This window comes from Thiobacillus thioparus DSM 505 (assembly GCF_000373385.1).
In the GTDB taxonomy this organism is placed as follows: Bacteria; Pseudomonadota; Gammaproteobacteria; order Burkholderiales; family Thiobacillaceae; genus Thiobacillus; species Thiobacillus thioparus.
Window position 1 is genome coordinate 614,473 of the sequence record NZ_KB891316.1, and the last position, 19,236, is coordinate 633,708.

General features: G+C 62.8%; 20 protein-coding genes. 9 read left to right on the forward strand and 11 right to left on the reverse strand.

Annotated features, from left to right (window positions below; genetic code table 11):
* Nucleotides 1–46: 46 nt before the first annotated feature.
* The 6 genes from B058_RS0103190 (at nucleotide 47) to B058_RS0103215 (ending at nucleotide 6,823) form a co-directional block, all read left to right on the forward strand.
* Nucleotides 47–2,239, forward strand: a complete 2,193-nt coding sequence (locus tag B058_RS0103190; protein ID WP_018507028.1) for an LPS-assembly protein LptD — start codon at nucleotides 47–49, stop codon at nucleotides 2,237–2,239.
* On the forward strand, nucleotides 2,217–3,527 hold the full coding sequence (locus tag B058_RS0103195; RefSeq protein WP_018507029.1) for a peptidylprolyl isomerase: 1,311 nt from the start codon (nucleotides 2,217–2,219) through the stop codon (nucleotides 3,525–3,527). Before B058_RS0103190 ends, B058_RS0103195 begins: the two co-directional genes overlap by 23 nt.
* A gap of 22 nt (nucleotides 3,528–3,549) precedes the next feature.
* Nucleotides 3,550–4,527, forward strand: a complete 978-nt coding sequence (gene pdxA / locus B058_RS0103200; protein WP_018507030.1) for a 4-hydroxythreonine-4-phosphate dehydrogenase PdxA — start codon at nucleotides 3,550–3,552, stop codon at nucleotides 4,525–4,527.
* 63 nt (nucleotides 4,528–4,590) lie between these two features.
* Nucleotides 4,591–5,364 (forward strand): 16S rRNA (adenine(1518)-N(6)/adenine(1519)-N(6))-dimethyltransferase RsmA, encoded by a 774-nt coding sequence (rsmA, locus tag B058_RS0103205; protein ID WP_018507031.1) that lies wholly within the window; start codon nucleotides 4,591–4,593, stop codon nucleotides 5,362–5,364.
* A gap of 155 nt (nucleotides 5,365–5,519) precedes the next feature.
* Entirely contained in the window at nucleotides 5,520–6,197 is a 678-nt protein-coding gene (locus tag B058_RS0103210; protein ID WP_018507032.1) for a YiaD family glycine zipper/OmpA-like lipoprotein, read from the forward strand.
* A 26-nt stretch (nucleotides 6,198–6,223) separates the two neighbouring features.
* The gene (locus tag B058_RS0103215; RefSeq protein ID WP_018507033.1) at nucleotides 6,224–6,823 is read left to right on the forward strand and encodes a DUF4202 domain-containing protein; all 600 of its coding nucleotides are present in this window, start codon (nucleotides 6,224–6,226) and stop codon (nucleotides 6,821–6,823) included.
* 42 nt (nucleotides 6,824–6,865) lie between these two features.
* On the opposite strand, the gene gloA is transcribed toward B058_RS0103215, so the two are convergent.
* The 9 genes from gloA to B058_RS0103260 form a co-directional block, all read right to left on the reverse strand.
* A complete protein-coding gene (gloA, locus tag B058_RS0103220) occupies nucleotides 6,866–7,270 on the reverse strand; it encodes a lactoylglutathione lyase (RefSeq protein WP_026240594.1) in 405 nt (134 codons plus the stop codon).
* A gap of 21 nt (nucleotides 7,271–7,291) precedes the next feature.
* The gene (locus B058_RS0103225; RefSeq protein ID WP_245539243.1) at nucleotides 7,292–8,062 is read right to left on the reverse strand and encodes a M48 family metallopeptidase; all 771 of its coding nucleotides are present in this window, start codon (nucleotides 8,060–8,062) and stop codon (nucleotides 7,292–7,294) included.
* Nucleotides 7,980–8,702 (reverse strand): lysophospholipid acyltransferase family protein, encoded by a 723-nt coding sequence (locus B058_RS0103230; RefSeq protein WP_018507036.1) that lies wholly within the window; start codon nucleotides 8,700–8,702, stop codon nucleotides 7,980–7,982. Before B058_RS0103230 ends, B058_RS0103225 begins: the two co-directional genes overlap by 83 nt.
* A complete protein-coding gene (gene gmhB, locus B058_RS0103235) occupies nucleotides 8,699–9,241 on the reverse strand; it encodes a D-glycero-beta-D-manno-heptose 1,7-bisphosphate 7-phosphatase (protein ID WP_018507037.1) in 543 nt (180 codons plus the stop codon). Before gmhB ends, B058_RS0103230 begins: the two co-directional genes overlap by 4 nt.
* Nucleotides 9,242–9,251: 10 nt before the next feature.
* Nucleotides 9,252–11,378, reverse strand: coding sequence for a glycine--tRNA ligase subunit beta (glyS, locus tag B058_RS0103240; RefSeq protein ID WP_026240596.1), 2,127 nt, complete (start codon nucleotides 11,376–11,378; stop codon nucleotides 9,252–9,254).
* On the reverse strand, nucleotides 11,375–12,313 hold the full coding sequence (glyQ, locus tag B058_RS0103245; RefSeq protein WP_018507039.1) for a glycine--tRNA ligase subunit alpha: 939 nt from the start codon (nucleotides 12,311–12,313) through the stop codon (nucleotides 11,375–11,377). The genes glyS and glyQ overlap by 4 nt, the downstream gene beginning before the upstream one ends.
* A gap of 100 nt (nucleotides 12,314–12,413) precedes the next feature.
* Nucleotides 12,414–13,184, reverse strand: coding sequence for a molybdopterin-binding protein (locus B058_RS0103250; RefSeq protein WP_026240597.1), 771 nt, complete (start codon nucleotides 13,182–13,184; stop codon nucleotides 12,414–12,416).
* Nucleotides 13,177–14,025 carry a cytochrome b/b6 domain-containing protein gene (locus B058_RS0103255; RefSeq protein WP_026240598.1) on the reverse strand — a complete coding sequence of 283 codons (849 nt, stop codon included), beginning with the start codon at nucleotides 14,023–14,025 and terminating at the stop codon, nucleotides 13,177–13,179. Before B058_RS0103255 ends, B058_RS0103250 begins: the two co-directional genes overlap by 8 nt.
* A gap of 88 nt (nucleotides 14,026–14,113) precedes the next feature.
* On the reverse strand, nucleotides 14,114–16,072 hold the full coding sequence (locus tag B058_RS0103260) for an ABC-F family ATP-binding cassette domain-containing protein (RefSeq protein WP_018507042.1): 1,959 nt from the start codon (nucleotides 16,070–16,072) through the stop codon (nucleotides 14,114–14,116).
* A 273-nt stretch (nucleotides 16,073–16,345) separates the two neighbouring features.
* Here B058_RS0103260 and B058_RS17995 point away from each other — a divergent pair, with 273 nt between their 5' ends.
* Together B058_RS17995 and B058_RS18395 are read left to right on the forward strand one after the other, a co-directional pair.
* Entirely contained in the window at nucleotides 16,346–16,498 is a 153-nt protein-coding gene (locus B058_RS17995) for a hypothetical protein (protein WP_018507043.1), read from the forward strand.
* A 23-nt stretch (nucleotides 16,499–16,521) separates the two neighbouring features.
* Complete coding sequence (locus tag B058_RS18395; protein ID WP_281166656.1) at nucleotides 16,522–16,653, forward strand: hypothetical protein; 132 nt, start codon at nucleotides 16,522–16,524, stop codon at nucleotides 16,651–16,653.
* A gap of 4 nt (nucleotides 16,654–16,657) precedes the next feature.
* Here the strand turns inward: B058_RS18395 and B058_RS0103275 are convergent, their stop codons facing one another.
* Nucleotides 16,658–17,941, reverse strand: coding sequence for an ATP-binding protein (locus tag B058_RS0103275; RefSeq protein ID WP_018507045.1), 1,284 nt, complete (start codon nucleotides 17,939–17,941; stop codon nucleotides 16,658–16,660).
* A 111-nt stretch (nucleotides 17,942–18,052) separates the two neighbouring features.
* Nucleotides 18,053–18,766 (reverse strand): response regulator, encoded by a 714-nt coding sequence (locus tag B058_RS0103280; protein WP_018507046.1) that lies wholly within the window; start codon nucleotides 18,764–18,766, stop codon nucleotides 18,053–18,055.
* A gap of 148 nt (nucleotides 18,767–18,914) precedes the next feature.
* On the opposite strand from B058_RS0103280, the gene B058_RS0103285 reads away from it, so the two are divergent.
* Nucleotides 18,915–19,205 (forward strand): hypothetical protein, encoded by a 291-nt coding sequence (locus tag B058_RS0103285; protein ID WP_040723434.1) that lies wholly within the window; start codon nucleotides 18,915–18,917, stop codon nucleotides 19,203–19,205.
* Nucleotides 19,206–19,236: the final 31 nt, after the last annotated feature.

Here is a 19,236-nt window from a genome sequence, read left to right on the forward strand (position 1 = left end):
CCGAATAACGCTATTTCTGATAACCCTGGCCCGGATTTTACATCGCTTGTCCACCTTGCCCGGCTTTACGCTCGTTGTACTGTTGCTGACTGCCGGTTCTGCGGTGGCGGACGGGCTCGTGCTGAAGAAGGACGTCGAACTGAAAGGCTCGACGGCGGCGGGCAAGGAAGGGCCGCTGTTCCTCACTGCGGACAAGATCGAATCGACCGCCCCCGGTGTCATCGAGGCCAGCGGCAAGGTGGCAGCCCGCCAGGCCGGGCTGAATTTCTTCGCCGACTGGCTGCGCTACGACACCACGCAGAATCGGGTGGAGGCACGCGGCCGGGTTCGTCTGGAACAGCCCGCGCTGCTGGTGGATGGCGATGCGCTCAAACTCGACCTGGACGACTATAGTGGCGAACTCGCCCAGCCGGTCTACCATTTGGTCGCGCAGAATGGCCGAGGCGACGCCAGCCACATCGACTTCGTCGACAAGGAACACTACAAGCTGCAGGAGGCCACCTACACGACCTGCCCGGTGGACAACGACGACTGGTTTCTCGAGGTGGACGACCTCGACATCGACAAGAGCCGCAATGTGGGAACGGCACGCAACGCCTCGCTCCATTTCCTCGGCGTACCGATCCTGTATACGCCCTGGATGGATTTCCCGCTCAACGACGTGCGCAAGAGCGGCGTGCTCGCCCCCACCTTCGGCACCACCCAGCGCAGCGGCGTCGACTTCCTGGTGCCCTACTACCTCAACCTCGCACCCAACTATGATGCCACGCTGTATCCGCGCCTGCTGTCCAAGCGTGGTGTGCAGCTGGGCGGCGAATTCCGCTATCTACTGAACGACGTCCATGGCGTGAACCGCCTGGAGTACCTGCCCAACGACAACGTCGCAGGCCGTTCGCGCTGGAGCGCCGCGCTGAACAACATCTACCGCCTGAACGACACGACCGAGGCCGGCATGCTGTTCAACCGCGTGTCGGACAACGATTATTTCCGCGACCTGTCCAACCTGCTGGCCGTCACCTCGCTCACCCAGCTCAACCGCGAATTCTGGGTGAGCACCCAGCACGCCAACTGGAGTGCGGACATTCGCGCGCAAAGCTACCAGACCCTGCAGGACTCCACCTCCGCCACGCCCATTCTCGAACCTTACGCACGGCTGCCGCAGGCGCGCCTGGGCATCTCGAAAACGTTCGAGAACGGGCTGGAATTCAAGATGGACAGCGAAGCCACCCATTTCGCCCATCCCACCATGGTCGAAGGCACGCGGGTGCTGGCCTATCCGACGCTGCGCCTGCCGCTCACCAACTCGTTCGGGTTCCTCACGCCGCAGATCGGCTGGCACAGCACCTACTATGCGCTGGACGATCGCGCGCCGGTGCAACACATCAGCCGCAGCCTGCCCATCTTCAGCCTCGACAGCGGCGTGACCTTCGAGCGTCCGTTCCATTTTGCCAGCCAGGATTACACGCAGACGCTGGAACCACGCGCCTACTACGTCTACGCGCCCTATCGCGATCAGTCGGCGATTCCGGTATTCGATACCGCGCTGCTGGATTTCAGCTACGCGCAGATGTTCACCGAGAATCAGTTCATCGGCGGCGACCGCATCAACGACGCCAACCAGCTGACGGTTGCCGTCACCAGCCGGTTCACCGAGGCGACCAGCGGGCTGGAGCGGCTGCAGGTCACCCTCGGCCAGCGCTATTATTTCGGCACGCAGCAGGTCACGCTGCCCGGCATCGCGCCGCGCAGCAGCAATGCCACCGACCTGCTGGCCGCGATCAGCGGGCAGGTCACACGCAACTGGCGCATCGACACGGCATGGCAGTTCGACACCCAGAACGGCACCACCATCCGCCAGAACCTCGGTGCGTCCTACCGGCCCAGCCCCGGCCGCGTGATAAATCTGGGTTACCGCTTCATCGATCAGACCACGGAACAGGTCGACCTGTCCGCGCAGTGGCCGCTCGCCCAGCGCTGGTACGGCATGGTCCGCTACAACTATTCCTTCAAGGACAACAAGCTGGTCGAAGGCCTGGCCGGGTTTGAATACAATGGCGGATGCTGGGCGCTGCGCGCGGTACTGCAACGACTGGCAACCAAGGAAAACCAGTCCACCGATGCGTTGTTCTTCCAGCTGGAGTTGAACGGAATGGGGCGCATCGGCTCCAATCCTCTCGACGTTTTGAAACATAGTGTTCCCGGATACAGGCCTAGCAATGAAATTATTCAAACGCCCTGAATGGCGCCGCCCGCACTGGGTCCTGGCGCTGCTGATCGCCGTGTCGGTCCTGTCGCCGGCTCACGCAGCCGTACAGGAACTCGACCACATCGTCGCCGTCGTCAACGACGAGGTCATCACGCGCCAGGAACTCACCCGGCGCTACGACGAGGTCGTGCGCAATCTGTCGCGGCAAAACACGCCGCTGCCGCCGCGCGATGTGCTGGAAAAACAGCTGCTCGAACGCATGGTGACCGAGCTTGCGCTACAGCAACACGCCCGCGCCACCGGCATTCGGGTCGACCCGACGCAGGTTGAGCATGCCCTGCAGCGCATCGCCGCCCAGAACAAGCTCGACATGGCCGGGTTGCAGGCCGCGCTTGAGAAGGACGGCCAAAGCCTCGACAGCATGCGCAACACCATCCGCAACGAGCTCCTGATTGCCCGCGCGCGTGAACGCGACGTCGACAACCGCATCTCCGTCAGCGACGCCGAAATCGAAGGCTACCTGCAGACGCAGGCCCAGCAAGGCGTGGAAACCGAATACAACTTCGCCCACATTCTGGTCACCGTGCCGGAAAACGCCTCACCCGAACAGATCCAGGCACGCCATGCGCGTGCCGAGGACATCGTCGCCCAGCTTGCCAAGGGTGCCGATTTTGCCCAGTTGTCGGCCAGTTATTCCGACGCCTCCAATGCGCTGCAGGGCGGCGAATTCGGCTGGCGCGCCAGCGGCAAGATTCCGACCCTGTTCGCCGATGCGCTGAAATCGATGCAGCCGGGCCAGATCAGTCCGATCCTGAGGAGCAGCAACGGTTTTCACATCCTCAAGCTCATCGACAAGCGCGGGCTCGATGCCACGCTCACTGTGATGCAGACGCACGCGCGCCACATCCTCATCAAGACCAACGAACTCACCTCGGAAGCCGACGCCCGCAACCGCCTGCTGCAACTCAAGGAACGCATCGAGAACGGTGCGAAATTCGAAGACATGGCGCGCCTGCAATCCGAGGATGCCAGTGCTTCCAAAGGCGGCGATCTCGGCTGGATCAATCCGGGCGACACCGTCCCCGAATTCGAGAAGGCCATGAATGTGCTGAAGCCCGGCCAGATCAGCGACCCCGTTCAGAGCCCCTTCGGCTGGCACCTGATCCAGGTGCTGGAGCGCCGCAACCAGGATGTCACGCAGGAACGCCAGAAGCTGCTGGCGCGCCAGGCCATCCGCGAACGCAAGGGTGATGAGGCCTTCCAGGACTGGGTGCGCCAGATCCGCGACGCGGCCTATGTCGAAATCCGCCCGATCGACTGACCGACCCGGATTACGCGAAGCCGTGGATTTACCCCACCTCGCCCTGACGGCAGGCGAACCCGCGGGAATCGGGCCCGACCTGTGCATCGCCCTGTCGCAACACGCCCTGCCATGCCGGCTGTCGGTCGTCGGCGACGTCGAGGTGCTGCGCGCCAGGGCGACCCGGCTCGGCATCGCGGTCGACTTCAGCTGCGGCGACACTGCGCCGGTGCACCAGCCTGGCTGGCTGCATGTGCGCCACATCCCTGTGGCCGCCCCCGTTACGGCAGGCACGCTCGACACCCGCAACAGCGCCCATGTACTGGCCCTGCTCGACGCCGCTCTCGCAGGCTGCCTAGACGGATCATTTCACGCCGTCGTCACGGCACCGGTGCACAAGGGCATCATCAACGATGCCGGCTTCGCCTTCACCGGCCACACCGAATACCTGGCCGACCACAGCGGCACGCACCGGGTCGTCATGATGCTCGCCGGCGGCGGCCTGCGCGTCGCACTCGCCACCACCCATCTGCCCTTGCGCGCCGTCGCCGACGCCATCACGCCCGACCTGCTCGTCGAGGTGATCCGCATCCTGCATGCCGACCTGCAAAGCAAGTTCGGCATCGCCCGGCCGCGCATCGCCGTCGCCGGCCTCAATCCCCACGCCGGTGAATCCGGCCATCTGGGGCATGAAGAGATCGACGTCATCGAACCTGTGCTCGACCGCCTGCGCAGCGAAGGCCTGGACCTCGTCGGCCCGCAGCCTGCCGACACCCTTTTCTCGCGCATTCGCCACGAGCCCTGCGACGCCGTACTGGCGATGTATCACGACCAGGGGCTGCCGGTGCTCAAGTACGCCAGTTTTGGCGCCGGCGTGAACGTAACACTCGGGTTACCGTTCATCCGCACTTCGGTCGACCACGGCACGGCACTCGACCTCGCCGGCAGCGGGCGCGCGGAAGTCGGCAGCCTGATCGCCGCGATTGAAATGGCGCTGGAGATGGTGAACAGTGAACGGTAAGCCGTGAGCGGATAAAACACCCCTCGTTCCACACTCACCACTCACCGCTTACCGTTCACCGCCATGCACACGCCCCGCAAACGCTTCGGCCAGAACTTCCTCATCGACGACGGCATCATCCACGCCATCGTCAACGCCATCCATCCGCAACCGACCGACATCGTCGTCGAGATCGGCCCCGGCCTCGGCGCGCTCACCCAGCCGCTGCTCGAACGCCTGCCGCACCTCCATGCCGTCGAACTCGACCGCGACATCGTCGCGCGCCTGCAAAGACGATGGCCGGCCGAGCGACTCACCGTACACAGTTGCGATGCGCTGAAGTTCGATTTTGCGCAGCTGGGCCACGACCTGCGCATCGTCGGCAACCTGCCGTACAACATTTCCACGCCGCTGCTGTTCCACCTGATGGATTTCGCCGCGCACATCCGTGACATGACCTTCATGCTGCAGAAGGAAGTCGTCGAACGCATGGTCGCCGCGCCGTCCACTCCCGACTTCGGACGGCTATCGATCATGTTGCAGCGCCGTTTCCATCTCGAATGGCTGCTCGACGTTCCGCCCACTGCCTTCGACCCGCCGCCCAAGGTCGACTCCGCCGTGGTCCGGCTGATCCCCAAGACGCCGACTGAGATCGTCTCGCTCGACGAGGCGCTGTTTTCGCGTGTCGTCGCCACCGCGTTCTCGCAACGCCGGAAAACGCTCAGGAACACGCTCGGCAACCTGGTGAAGCCGGAAGACTTCACTACGCTCGGCATCGATGCGGGACTGCGCGCCGAAGCGCTGGCCGTGGCCGACTATGAGGCCCTCACCCTGCACCTGGCCAAGCGGTCCGATTGAACACACCTGCCCATGACGGCGTCGAACCCTGTGGGAGACAAGCGCGTTCCGTCAGGGATCCCATGACTATTGGCGCCGGAACCACCTTGCGCATCGCGTCTCGAATGAGGACGCCGCATCACGCTTCAGTTTCAACCTGCCTGAAAGGAATTCCCATGCACAAGCCATACATCGTCTTCCCCCTACTGTCCGCCTTGCTGCTTTCCGCCTGTGCGACCAACGATCTGGGCGAACCGCGCGATCTGAACAAGACCCAGACGGGGGCGATCATCGGCACGGTCAGCGGCGCCGCGCTCGGCGCGATCATCAACCACAGGAACCGTGGCAAGGGCGCGTTGATCGGCGCGGTCGGCGGCGGCCTGACGGGCGCAGGCGTCGGTTACTACATGGACCAGCAGGCCAAGGACTTGCAGAAGCAGTTGCAGCCGGAAATCCAGCGTGGCGACATCAGCGTGGAGAAACGCCCAGGAGACAACGCCCTTCTGGTCAGCATGACGTCCAACACCGGTTTCGATACCAACTCCACCGTCCTGAAGCCGGGCTATCTCCCGACGCTGAACAAGATCGCCCATGTACTGAATCAATACGGCAAGACCACGGTGACCGTGGTCGGCCATACCGACAGCGTGGGCACGCACACATACAATCAGGCCTTGTCCGAACGGCGCGCGCAGTCGGTGCTGGATTACTTCGCCAGCCAGAACGTCAATCCGCTGCGTCTGGAGTCCTACGGCAAAGGCGAAACGGAACCGCGCGCGGATAACGTCACCGAAGCCGGTCGCCAGTTGAATCGCCGGGTCGAATTATGGATCCTCCCGGTGGTCGCCAATTGAATCCGCACCCTGTCCAGGCGCCCGCTATGATCGACCACTCCGCACGCTTCAATCAGGCCTTAGCCCTGTTCGACATGGCCAATGCGGAAGACCCCAACCTGGACGAAGGCCAGCCCAAGGAACTGCTCTACGGCCGCCGCATGTCGGAGATGATCGGCCGCTTTGCGCCGGACGCATCAGAGGCGGCGCAGCTGGCGGTCCGCGCCCAGCACATCCGTCGCTGGACGGTGCCGCGCAGCAGTTACCCGATGACCAAAGTAGGCTACCACGCGTGGCGCACCGGCCTCTACACCTTCCACGCCAATACCGCCGGCGAGCTGATGCGCCTGGCCGGCTATGACGACGCGATGATCGAACACGTCAAGAAAGCAGTGAGCAAGCGCGGCATCAAGGTCAATCCGGACTCGCAACTGCTGGAGGACATCGCCAATCTGGTGTTCATCGAGCACTACATGCTGGCGTTTGCCCAGAGCAAACCCGATTACGACGAGGCGAAATGGCTGGAGATCATCCGCCGCACCTGGGGCAAGATGTCAAAAGACGCGCAGGCCTTTGCCCTGTCCGGCAAGATTCAGCTGCCCGAGCCGCTCGTGCCGCTGATCACCAAGGCAATTGCCGGGGCGTGAGTGGTAAGTGGTGAGTGGCAAATGCTACTCGTCACTTACCACTTACTCCTTGTTCCATCCCGCCGTGCCCTTCTGGATGAACTCGATCGGGTAGCCGTCCGGATCCTCGATGAAGGCAATGACCGTCGTGCCGTGTGACATCGGACCGGCCGGGCGCAGCACCTTGCCGCCCTTCGCGGCGGCAGCGTCGCATGCGGCGTGGGCGTCGTCGACCTCGATGGCGATATGGCCGTAGCCGCTGCCCACCTCGTACGTGCCGACGCCCCAGTTGTAGGTCAGTTCAAGCACGGCTGACCTGTCCTCGCTGTCGTAGCCGACGAAGGCCAGGGTGAACTTGCCGCCCGGGTAATCCTTGCGGCGCAGCAGTTTCATGCCGAGGACGTTCGTGTAGAAATCGATCGAGCGGTCGAGATCGCCCACTCGCAACATGGTATGAAGGATTCGCATGATGATTACACCTGGCTGGTGTTATACAAGAAACAGGGAGTTGCCCATTGTGCGCAACTCGGCGCGCCTTGCCAATGCATCGGGACACAGCTCGGCAACCACCGCCCAGAAACGCGGCGAATGATCGAGATGGACGAGATGGGCCAGCTCGTGCGCGGCAACGTAGTCGATGAGCGCAAGCGGCGCCTGCACCAGCCGCCAATTGAGACGGATATGGCCGCGCCGGGTGCAGCTGCCCCATTGCGTCTGCGCGTCGGACAGCGCAAAGCGGCTGGGCGCGCGCCCCAGTCTGCGCGCGATGCGCGCAAGCCGCCAGGCCAGCAAACGTTCGGCACGGGCAAGTAGCCAGTCGCGCACCAGTTCATTGGCATCCGTGCCCAGTGGCGCATATACCCGCAGGGTGTTGCCGTGCCGGCGTACCTCGTGAAACAGCGAGGACCGGATATCGAGCCTCAACCTGCGTCCCAGATAGCGCAGTTCGTTCGCAGGCGTCGACTCCGCTTGCCGAACGTGTGCATGCATGCGCGCCCAGGTCCGATGCAGCCAGTCATGCTGTTGCAGCACATAAGTTTCGATTTCGGCACGCGGGGTCCAGCTCGGGGCATGGATGCGCACTTCGTACGCGGTAACCGTCAAGCCCAGCGTGCGGCGGCGGCGCGAGCGTCGCAACAGATAGGGAACGGCGGCGTCGCCGATCTGCAGGACGCCGCTATTGGCGTGCGGCAGCAGGAGGCAGCCTCCCCATTTCGGTTTCGATCCAGGCTTCGACCATGCGCGTGAGTTCGGCGGCACTCTTGCCCGTGGTAGGAATTGCCGGGCCGATACGGACAGTCACCGTGCCGGGATGCTTGATGAAGGCATTCTTCGGCCACACTTCGCCGGCATTGTGCGCCACCGGCACGATGGGCGCGCCGGTTTCCGCCGCCAGCCAGCTGCCGCCGATGCCGTACTTGCCTTTTTCGCCCGGCGCCACGCGCGTACCTTCGGGAAACACCAGCACCCAGAATCCCTGTGCCAGCTTCTCCCTGCCCTGGCTGACGATCTGCTTCAGCGCCTCGCGCCCGGCGCTGCGGTCGATGGCGATGGGCGAGAGCATGCGGAATGCCCAGCCAAAGAACGGCAGCTTCAGCAGTTCCTGCTTGATCACCGGCGAGACCGGCGGAAACAGACACAGGAAGGCCACGGTCTCCCATGCCGACTGATGTTTGGCGAGAATGATTGCGGGTTGCGCGGGCAGGTTCTCACGCCCCTCCACCACATAGCGGATCCCTACAACCCAGCTTGCCAGCCAGATCACGGTATGGTTGTAGCCGGTAATCAAGCGGTAGCGCACGTGCGCTGAAAAAGGGAAGCTGAAGAACGCCACCACACTGAAGAAAATCGTCAGCGCAGTCTGCAGGACCGCGAAAATCACCGACCGGATCAGGCTCATGCCGCAGTCTTGAGCAGGTGATCGACAGCCTCGCCCAGGTCGGCGTAGACCGGCGTGTTCTCGGGCAGCCCGCCGGCCGCCAGGGTTCGCTCGCCTTTCCCGGTGCGCACCAGCAACGGACTTGCCCCCACGCTGGCGGCCGCCAGCAGATCGCGCAGCGAATCACCTATCGCCGGAACGTTCCGCAGATCATGCCCGTAGCGTGCCGCGATCTCGTCGAACAGCCCCGGCTTGGGCTTGCGGCAGCCGCAGTTCATGTCGGCCGCATGCGGGCAGTAGAACACCGCCTCGATGCGCCCGCCCGCCTGCGACACCGCCTTGTGCATCTTGGCGTGGATGGCGTTCAGCGTCGCCATCTCGAACAGGCCGCGCGCCAACCCCGACTGGTTGGTCGCCACCACCACGCGCCAGCCCTCGCGCGTCAATCGCGCGATCGCCTCCAGGCTGCCGGGAATGGGTTTCCATTCGTCGGGAGACTTGATGAACTGGTCGGAGTCGAAATTGATGACGCCGTCGCGGTCGAGAATGATGAGCTTCATGGGTGAAATATTACGCCGCCAGACGCGACAAGTCCGCAACCCGGTTCATGGTCCGGTGCAGCTGGTTCAGCAGGGCCAGGCGGTTGGCTTTCAGGGCAGGATCGTCGGTGTTGACCATCACGCTGTCGAAGAAGGCGTCGACCGGGGCCTTGAGGGCGGCGAGTGCCTGCAGCGACGCTGTGTAGTCACCGCTTTCAAAGGCCGCATCGGCCTGCGGTGCGATCTCGTTGACCGACGCAAACAGTGCCTTTTCCGCGGCCTCGACGAGGCGGTCCGGGGCGACGTCCGTCCCCATTTCGCCCTCGGCTTTCTTGAGGATGTTGCCGACGCGCTTGTTGGCGGCAGCAAGCGCAGGCGCTTCAGGCAAATCCGCAAAGGCACGTACCGCAGCGAGTCGCTTGGGTATTTCGCCCAGGCGTTGAGGTTTTAGGCTGACGACTGCATCGACTTCCTGCGCTGAGTAACCTTGTTCACGCAGCATCCCGGACAGGCGCTCGAACACGAAGGTCTCGACTTGGCCCGCGACATCTTCGGAGAAGCCGCGAATACCTGCTGCCACGAAAAGCAGCGCATCAAGGTTCAATGGCAGATCGCGCTCGATCAGCATACGGATCACACCCAGTGCATGACGACGCAGAGCGAACGGATCCTTGTCCCCAGTCGGCTTTTCACCGATGCCAAACAGCCCGACCAGCGTTTCCAGCTTGTCGGCTAGCGCCACACACACGCCGACATCGTTACGCGGCAGCTCGTCGCCGGCAAAACGCGGCTTGTAGTGGTCTTCGATGGCAAAGGCAATATCGTCCGAAAGGCCATCGTGCTGCGCATAGTAGCGCCCCATGGTGCCCTGCAGTTCGGGAAACTCACCCACCATGTCAGTAAGTAGATCAGCTTTGGCAAGTTTCGCTGCCGTGCCGACTGCTGATTCGAGTTTTTCGTTGCCGAGCATTGCTGCAATCCCAACGGCAATAAGTTCGACCTTGTTGCTACGTTCGCCTTGTGTCCCAAGTTTATTGTGATAGACCACTTTCGCCAGTCCTGATACACGGCTTTCCAGCGTCTTCTTGCGATCCTGGTCGAAGAAGAACTTGGCATCGGCCAGACGCGGGCGCACCACGCGCTCGTTGCCACCGATCACGGCCGACGCATCATCGGGCGAGATATTGGAGACGATGAGGAACTGGTTGGTCAGCTTGCCCGCCGCGTCCAGCAGCGGGAAATATTTCTGGTTCGCCTTCATGGTCAGGATCAGGCATTCCTGCGGCACCTCGAGGAAGGCTTCCTCAAACTTCCCGACCAGTACATTGGGGCGCTCGACCAGCGCGGTGACCTCGTCCAGCAGGGCGTCGTCCTCAACCGGCTTCAGACCAAGCGGCGCAGTAGCCGCCTGCAGTTGGCGGACGATCTCGGCGCGACGCTCGGCGAAGTTGGCGATCACTGCACCCTCGTCTGCCATCTGCAGGGCATAGCAATCGGCGTTGGTGAGCGCGACTGGATCGACGCGCGCCTCGAAGCGATGCCCCTGAGTCATGCGGCCGGCCTCGAGGCCGAGCACTGAAATCGGCACAACGTCAGCGCCATGCAGTGCGACCAGCCCATGCACCGGACGCACAAAGTTGACCGTGGTCCAGCCGTCTTCCAACTGATAGGTCATCACCTTGGGGATCGGCAGCTTCGCCATTGCATCCTCTAGTGCGCCCTCTAGCCCCACCAGCAAACTTGTTCCCTTTGCCATTGAACGCAGAAAAATGGCGTCAGCTTTACCGTCATTTGCAACATAGAGTTGATCAGGCCCGTCCTCAGCGTTCGGCCATTTTTCAATTAGATCTGCACACCCAGCTTTGGCAGCACTCTTCTTAAATGCCTCAGTGGGTTTTCCGTCCGCACCCAACGCGATAGAAACAGGCATCAGCTTCTTCTTGATTTCCTGATCAGGCGCTGTCGCGAAGACATTACAAACATGCACCGCCAAGCGGCGAGGTGATGCGTATGAGGTCACCGTCTCGTCAGCCCCAACCAGTCCCCTGGATTTCAGTCCCTCAAACAACTGGCTGGCAAAGCTCTCGCCCAGCTTTTTCAGCGCCTTGGGCGGAAGTTCTTCGACAAACAATTCAACAAGCAAATTTTCGGTGGTCATGCTGCGGCCGCCTTCTTTTCGGTCTGTTTTTCGATTTGCGCCAGCACTTCCTCGGCCCACTCCCTGGGCGCCATCGGGAAGCCGAGCCGCGCGCGGCTGTCGAGGTAGCTCCTGGCCACGGCGCGCGCCAGATTGCGGATGCGGCCGATGTAGGCGGCGCGCTCAGTCACCGAAATGGCGCCACGTGCGTCGAGCAGGTTGAAGGTGTGTGCGGCTTTCAGCACCTGTTCGTAGGCCGGCAGCGCGAGCTGCGCCGCCATCAGTTCCTGCGCCTTCCTCTCATATGCGGAAAAGGCGATAAGCAGGAAATCGACGTCGCTGTGCTCGAAGTTGTAAGTCGACTGCTCGACCTCGTTCTGGTGATAGACGTCGCGGTAGGTCAGGCCTTCGGTCCAGACGAGGTCGTACACGCTCTCGACGCCCTGCAGGTACATGGCGAGGCGCTCGAGGCCGTAGGTGATTTCGCCGGTGATCGGCTTGCAGTCGATGCCGCCGACCTGCTGGAAGTAGGTGAACTGAGTCACTTCCATGCCGTTCAGCCACACTTCCCAGCCCAGGCCCCAGGCCCCAAGCGTGGGGTTCTCCCAGTCGTCCTCGACAAAACGGACGTCGTTCTTCTTCAGGTCGAAACCCAACGCTTCGAGCGAGCCGAGATACAGCTCCAAAATGTCGGCCGGCGCCGGCTTCAACACCACCTGGAACTGGTAGTAATGCTGCAGCCGGTTGGGGTTGTCGCCGTAGCGGCCGTCCTTGGGGCGGCGGCTCGGCTGCACGTAGGCGGCCTTCCATGGCTCGGGGCCGAGCGCGCGCAGGAAGGTCGCGGTGTGGGAGGTGCCGGCGCCGACTTCCATGTCGTAGGGCTGCAGCAACGCGCAGCCGCGCTCGCCCCAGTAGCGTTGCAGGGTGAGGATGATGTCCTGAAAGGTGGGTTTCACGGCGAATAAACGGCTTTTCGGGAAAGCGGCATTTTACCGTGCTTGGCTGACGTTTCCAGGCGAAACGCTGAAAATCGGAGCTTATTGCATGCCAGGCGGATCAGATGCCGGCATACCATTCGTAGCCTTGATCCTCCCAGTAGCCGCCCTTGCCGCCTGCGATGGTGTCCAGGCGGTCGACCAAGGCTATCTGCATGACATATTTGGCCATCTTGTAGCCCAGCTGGCGCTCGACGCGCACGCGGATCGGCGCGCCATTCTTGATAGGCAACGGCACATCGTTCAGTTCATAGGCAAGCAGGGTCTGGGCATGCCAGGCGTCTTCCATGTCGATGCTCTCGTAGTAGCGTGTTCCCACGTCGTCCATCGGGTCCGCGCAGTAGAACACCACGTAGCGTGCCGACGGATGCGGCTGGACCTGTTCCAGCACCCGGCTTAACGGCACGCCTTTCCATTTTCCGATCGCGCTCCAGCCTTCCACGCAATCGTGGCGGGTAATCTGGGTTCGGCTGGGCAAGGCTTTCAAATCGTCGAGCGAATAGGTGCGCGGCTGCGCCACCAGGCCGCCGACCTGCAGCCGGTAATCGGCAAACTGGTTGCTTGCCAGGGCCTGGTAAAGCGGGTCGGCTGGGTTGCTGGTGCCGTTGCTGCGGAAATCCGGAGACAGGTCGGCCGCGGTGAACTCCTGCGCCATGGCCTTGCGCGGCAGCAACAGGCGTTGTGCGCCAAATGTCAGTTTCTCTGCGCTGTCCAGCATGCGTGTGAACCAGCCGCTGCGCGACAACTGATCGCACCCTGACAGCAGCAGCGTACCGCCGGCGGCCAGCGCGCGCAGCAAGAACTGCCGGCGGCCGTTCCCTTGACTAGGCATGCTTGTCCTCGTCGGCCGCAATCCGGTAGCGGCCGGTCAGCATCGAGCGCAGATTGTTCCAGAAACCGCTGACGATCACCTCGAACACATGAATGAACACGAATGCCACCAGCGCCCAAGCCACCAAGAAATGGAGCGTGCGTGCCGACTGGCGACCGCCGAACACGTCGATCCAGCCTGGAACCAGCGAATCCAGGCCCGGCGACATGGCCCATCCCATCAGGATCAACAGGGGAAACAGCACGAATATCACGCCGAGGTATGCGAGTTTCTGCAGGATGTTGTAGCGTCGGGCGGCCTCACCTCGCGCATGCCGCAGCAACAGGTGATCCTTGATGGACCGCCCGATCGAACGCCAGTCGGTTCGGGTTGGTGTGAGGTCGCGCATCAGGTGACGGCTGGCCAGCGTATAGGCCAGGTAGGCCAGGCCGTTGATGACCAGCACCCAGGCAAAAAAGAAATGCCAGCGCCGTGCCATCGCCAGCCATTGCCCGCCCGGAAGCGTGATCCACGCGGGAAAACCGCGCTGGACCGGCAGGCCGTCCATGCCGGCCGACAATCCCAGCACGCCAGTCGTGTCGAATTCATGGCCGAGGATACGCGTGACGCCCTTCGGATTGCCCTGCGCATCCATGCGTGCAGCCATGTGCAGAATCGGCGGACGACCGTTATAGGAAGACTTCCCCCAGTTCAGCGCCGGGTGCGCGTTGAATATCTGCAGCCCGCTCATCAGCAGCACAATAAAGGCGAGCACGTTGACCCAGTGCAGGAGGCGAACCGGCCAAGCGTGCCGCCGGTACCAACCGGTCTGAACACCTGCAGCGGTATCGTGTGGCGGCATTCTGGACCCCTCAGCCGGGTACGCGGGCAACGTTCAACATAGGCGAGAAGCGCATAAAACCCAAGCCCAGGCCAGGGGTCCGCCCCGGTCAGATGTTTTCCGCCTCCAGCGCCTCGATCTGTCCGGACAGGTCGAACCATTTTTCTTCCTCGCGCTCCAGTTCGTCGTTGACGTGCTGGAGTTGCCGGCCCGTTTCCGTGATGTCCTCGACCGACAGGGTTCCAGCCAGCCTCGCTTCAAGCGCGGCTTTCTCGGCCTGCAGCGCGGCCATGCTCTTGTCGAGCTTTTCCAATGCCTGTTTCAGCGGTTTGAGTTTCCCCGAAGGCGCAGCGCGTTTCGCAACGACAGACGGCATCTCGATCTTGGGCGGCTCGGCGGCTTTGCCTGCCTCTTTCAAGCTTTCACGCAGGCGCTTGCCCTCATCCAGCAGATAGCGCTGGTAATCGTCCAGATCGCCGTCGAATGGCTCCACGCCACCGCGCGTGACCAGCCAGAATTCGTCGCACACCGCGCGCAGCAACGCGCGGTCGTGGCTGACCAGTATCACGGTGCCTTCGAACTCGTTCAAGGCCATCGCCAGCGCCTCGCGCGTGGCCAGATCGAGATGGTTGGTCGGTTCGTCCAGCAGCAGCAGATTGGGGCGCTGCCAGACGATCATGCACAACACCAGCCGCGCCTTTTCGCCGCCGCTCATGGTGCCGACCGCCTGCTTGACCATATCGCCGCTGAAGTTGAAGGTGCCGAGGAAGTTGCGCAGGTCCTGCTCGCGGCTGCTGAACTGGCCGGCGCCGCCGTTGGCGATGGTGTCGCGGGCGAGGCGGATCATGTGCTCCAGCGGCGTGTCCAGAGGGCGCAGGACGTCGAGTTCCTGCTGCGCGAAGTAGCCGATGTTGAGGCCCTTGCCCTCGGTCACTGCGCCCGCCACCACCGGCAGTGTGCGCGCGACGGTCTTCACCAGCGTCGACTTGCCCTGGCCGTTGGCACCGAGGATGCCGATGCGCTGTCCGGCGAAGACCGATTTGCTCACATGCTGCACGATCACTGTCGGCGGCGTGCCGGGCGGCGCGTCGGCCGGCGGCGGGTAGCCGAAGCTGGCGTCGTCGATCGTCAGCATGGGATTGGGCAGATTGAGCGGCTCCTTGAATTCGAAGGTGAAATCCGCGGTGGCCAACAGGGGCGCCAGCTTTTCCATGCGGTCCAGCGCCTTGACCCGGCTTTGCGCCTGCTTGGCCTTGCTGGCCTTGGCCTTGAAACGGTTGATGAATTCCTGCAGATGGGCGATCTTGTCCTGCTGGCGGGCGTACGCCGCCTGCTGCAGCGCCATCTGCTCGGCGCGCATGTCCTCGAAGGTGCTGTAGTTGCCCCCGTAGCGGGTGAGCTGGCCGTTTTCGATATGGATGGTGACGTTGGTCACGGCATCGAGAAACTCGCGGTCATGGCTGATCACCAGCATGGTGCCGGGATATTTCTTCAGCCAGGCCTCCAGCCATACCAGTGCATCGAGATCCAGGTGGTTGGTGGGCTCGTCGAGCAGCAGCAGGTCGGACGGACACATCAGCGCGCGCGCCAGCTGCAATCTCATGCGCCAGCCGCCGGAAAAGCTGTTGACCGGCTGATTCAGTTCGCGCACCTGGAAGCCCAGTCCCAGGATCAGCGCCTGCGCGCGCGACTGCGCGTCGTGGGCGCCGGCGTCGTGCAGCGCCATATAGGCGTGCGCCATGCGCTCCCCGTCGTCGCTCGCCTCGGCGGCAGTCACCTCGGCCTGCGCCTCGGCCAACTGGGTGTCGCCGGCGATGACGAAGTCGGTGGCGGATTCGGCGGTTTCCGGCATGTCCTGCGCCACCTGCGCCATGCGCCACTGCGACGGCATGGAAAAGTCGCCCTTGTCTTCGTGCAGGGTGCCGTTCAGGAGCGCGAACAGGCTGGACTTGCCGGCGCCGTTGCGGCCGACCAGGCCGACCTTTTCGCCGGGGTTGATCGACACCGACGCGTTGTCGAGCAGGACCTTGGCGCTACGCCTAAGGCTGAGATTCTTGAGGATGATCATGCAGACGATGCGGTGCGCCGAAACGCCCCGCCCAAACCGAAAGCCGGATTCTACCTTGCCGCCCCGATTCGCCCGGCCGGCGTGTCGACTGTTTAACGCTTCGACACGGGATGACGGTTTTCCGTCAATTCACGCCATGGCTTGAACCTGCACTCCAAGCAGGGATCGCGCATCCATTTGTTTTGTTTATATTTTTTTCGCCATGAGCCCTGCCGTCCAGGTGGCACAGGCATTGCAAGTATTCAGGCAAGCAAGCCAACCAAGGAGCACATCATGAAACTGCAATTCGGCAAAAAACAACTGGTCCTCGAACTCAGCGCCTCGCCCTTTGCGTGGTTCCACGGCCAGACCGAACGCATGAGCCTCACCAGCCTGTCGCTGCTGTTCGTTCAGTTCTCCCTGTTTGCCCGTCAGCCTGCCGTCTGATGCAAGTAGGTCGAGCAACCAGCGTGAGCATCAATCTGTCTCGCTCACCGTTGGGATTCTTCAGCGGCAGCACCTGTCGCATGTCGATGTTCAGCCTGACGCTGCTGTTCGTCGAATTCCGGGTGCTGCGACGCACGACCGCGCAGTGCGCGTAACCGCCTAACGGCGGATTTCCAGCATCGCCTCCAGCCCGCCTTGCGGGCGATTGCGCAACACCACCTTCAAACCGTTCGTTTCCGCCAGCTGCCGCACGATCGCCAGCCCGAGGCCCGTTCCTCCGGTGGCCTGCGAACGCGACGTTTCCAGCCGATAGAACGGCCTGAACACTTTCTCAAGCTGATCGTCCGGAATGCCGGTGCCGGCATCGCGCACGACGACGCGCGCCAGATTCCCGGTGCATTCCAGCACCAGTTCGACCGGCATGCTGCCGTAACGCTGCGCGTTCTGGATCAGATTCGACACGATTTGCCGCACGGCCAGATGGCTGGCCTCGATCATGCACGGTGCCGCGCCCGGCCACGCCAGGTTCGCATCGGCCGCGACCTCTTCCAGCAGGGCAGCGAGGTCGAAACGCACCCGGTTTTCCGCCTGGGTGGTGCGCGCCAGTTCCAGATACCCCGCAATCAGCTTGTTCATGTCGGCCAGATCGGCCACTGCGCGGTCGATGCGTGCCGGGCTGGGGGTATCGCGCAACATTTCCAGGTTGAGCTGCAGCCGCGTCATGGGCGTACGCAGGTCATGCGAAATGCCTGCCAGCAGGGTAGTGCGGTTATCCAGCAGGGCACGCACCTCGCCCGCCATGGTGTTGAAGCGACGGGCGAGTTCGGCGAGTTCGGCAGGCCCGGTTTCAGGCAAGGGTTCAGGCAACTCACCCGCCCCGACCTGGCTGGCCGCCCGCGCTGCACGCGCCAGCGGCACGGTAATGCGACGCACCAGGAACAAGGCAGTCAGCAGACTGAGAAACGTGCCCAGGGCGACGACCGCGATGGCTGCCAGCGGCGGCTTGACGGCGTAACGGCGCGGAAAGAAGCCGACATGCAGATCATGGCCACCCACTGGAATATCCAGCCAGGCCGCCTCGGTTCCAGGTACGCCGCGCAAGACCACGTCGTCGCCTACGCGCCGGCTCAGCGCAGCCTCGATCTGGGTGCGGAAGGCGAAATGCGGCGCGTCCGCCGTCGCGCCGATGTTCACTGTGGTCAGGCGCAGCCCGTGGCGGCGCGCCAGTTCGCGCTCGAACGCCGCGCGCGTCTGCGGCGGTAGTTCAACCCAGGTTTGTGCCGACAACACGATCAGGCCGGCCAGATCGTCGGCCGAGCGCTCCGCCACCGGCACGATCAAGGTGCGGTACACCACCCAGAACGCAGCTGCCTGAAACACGACAAACGCCAGCGCCAGCGTCAGCGCGGTGCGTGCGAACAAGGAGCGGCCCATGGATTTCATTGCCGATCTATTCCATTTCCTAACCGGAAAGATCGCGGAGGCAAGCCGAAGACAGTACAAACAGTACGGCGAGGTGCGGCCGACAAAGGGATTTCCGGCTTTGAAATGGAATCACCCCTTGCCCTGCGGCACGAACAGGTAACCCTGCCCGCGCTGGGTACGAATATAGGCTGGGTTAGCCGGATCGTCCTCGATCTTCTTGCGCAGGCGATTCACACGCACGTCGATACTTCGGTCGAACGGGTCGCGCTCGAAACCGCGCAGCTGATCCATCAGCCAGTCGCGCGACAACGCTCGATTGGCATGGGTGACGAAGATTTCCAACAATTCGTATTCGCCGCTGGTCAGTGAGATTTCGACGGCATCGCGGCTGAGGGTGCGGGCGTCGAGATTGACGCTGAACGGGCCGAAATGCACGAGCCGGGCAGTTTCCGCCACTGCCGCTGCTGCAGCACCGCCTTGCCGCCGCAGCACCGCACGAATACGGGCCAGCAATTCGCGCGGATTGAACGGCTTGGGCAGGTAATCGTCGGCGCCGACCTCGAGGCCGATGATGCGGTCGATATCCTCGCCCCTGGCCGACAACATGATGATGGGTGGAAAGCCCGGTTGCGCCCGCAAGCGTCGCGCGACCGACAGGCCATCCTCGCCCGGCATCATCCAGTCGAGCACCAGAAGATCCGGCAAACGGGTAGCCAGCAGGCGATCGAGCGCGACTGCGTCTTCTGCCGTTTCAACTTGATAGCCCTGGCTTGTCAGGTATTCCGCCACCAGTTCGCGGATGCCCGGGTCGTCGTCGGTCACATAAATACTGTCTTTTTCCATGTGGCAAATATATCAGCAGGGACGGCACGCTATCCGCCGGTTACACACTGTTACAAAATCACCCCTGCGTGAAACAGTGCGCTTACTTTCCTCAACCAAACTGCGAAGCGTGGAAGCGAAACAGGCAACCACAGAAATGGAGACCACGATGAACACACGACGAAACTGGATTGTTGGGCTGGCTGGATTGGGACTGATGATTGCCGCCCCGGTTCAGGCAGCACCGAATTTCATGGATGGCGTGATCATCGTGGCCAAGCGCGACCGCGCCGACGAGGCTCGGCAGGATGTGCGCGATGGTCGCCGGGACGAGCGACGCGACACGCGGCGCGATGTCAGGCGCGACCGCGGCGACGAGCCCCAAGGTTATGGCTACGGCTATGAACGTCGCCAGCAGCAACAATTTGAAGAGGACAACCGTACCCGCGGTCGTCGCTGAACCCCCTGCGGAGTTATAAGCCCGCATTGAA

Coding starts and splice junctions, on each gene's coding strand:
- B058_RS0103195 (WP_018507029.1), top strand. CDS start 2,217: ATGAAATTATTCAAACGCCCTGAATGGCGCCGCCCGCACTGGGTCCTG.
- rsmA (WP_018507031.1), top strand. CDS start 4,591: ATGCACACGCCCCGCAAACGCTTCGGCCAGAACTTCCTCATCGACGAC.
- B058_RS0103210 (WP_018507032.1), top strand. CDS start 5,520: ATGCACAAGCCATACATCGTCTTCCCCCTACTGTCCGCCTTGCTGCTT.
- B058_RS0103215 (WP_018507033.1), top strand. CDS start 6,224: ATGATCGACCACTCCGCACGCTTCAATCAGGCCTTAGCCCTGTTCGAC.
- gloA (WP_026240594.1), bottom strand. CDS start 7,270: ATGCGAATCCTTCATACCATGTTGCGAGTGGGCGATCTCGACCGCTCG.
- B058_RS0103230 (WP_018507036.1), bottom strand. CDS start 8,702: ATGAGCCTGATCCGGTCGGTGATTTTCGCGGTCCTGCAGACTGCGCTG.
- gmhB (WP_018507037.1), bottom strand. CDS start 9,241: ATGAAGCTCATCATTCTCGACCGCGACGGCGTCATCAATTTCGACTCC.
- glyS (WP_026240596.1), bottom strand. CDS start 11,378: ATGACCACCGAAAATTTGCTTGTTGAATTGTTTGTCGAAGAACTTCCG.
- B058_RS0103250 (WP_026240597.1), bottom strand. CDS start 13,184: ATGCCTAGTCAAGGGAACGGCCGCCGGCAGTTCTTGCTGCGCGCGCTG.
- B058_RS0103255 (WP_026240598.1), bottom strand. CDS start 14,025: ATGCCGCCACACGATACCGCTGCAGGTGTTCAGACCGGTTGGTACCGG.
- B058_RS0103260 (WP_018507042.1), bottom strand. CDS start 16,072: ATGATCATCCTCAAGAATCTCAGCCTTAGGCGTAGCGCCAAGGTCCTG.
- B058_RS17995 (WP_018507043.1), top strand. CDS start 16,346: ATGAAACTGCAATTCGGCAAAAAACAACTGGTCCTCGAACTCAGCGCC.
- B058_RS0103275 (WP_018507045.1), bottom strand. CDS start 17,941: ATGAAATCCATGGGCCGCTCCTTGTTCGCACGCACCGCGCTGACGCTG.
- B058_RS0103280 (WP_018507046.1), bottom strand. CDS start 18,766: ATGGAAAAAGACAGTATTTATGTGACCGACGACGACCCGGGCATCCGC.
- B058_RS0103285 (WP_040723434.1), top strand. CDS start 18,915: ATGAACACACGACGAAACTGGATTGTTGGGCTGGCTGGATTGGGACTG.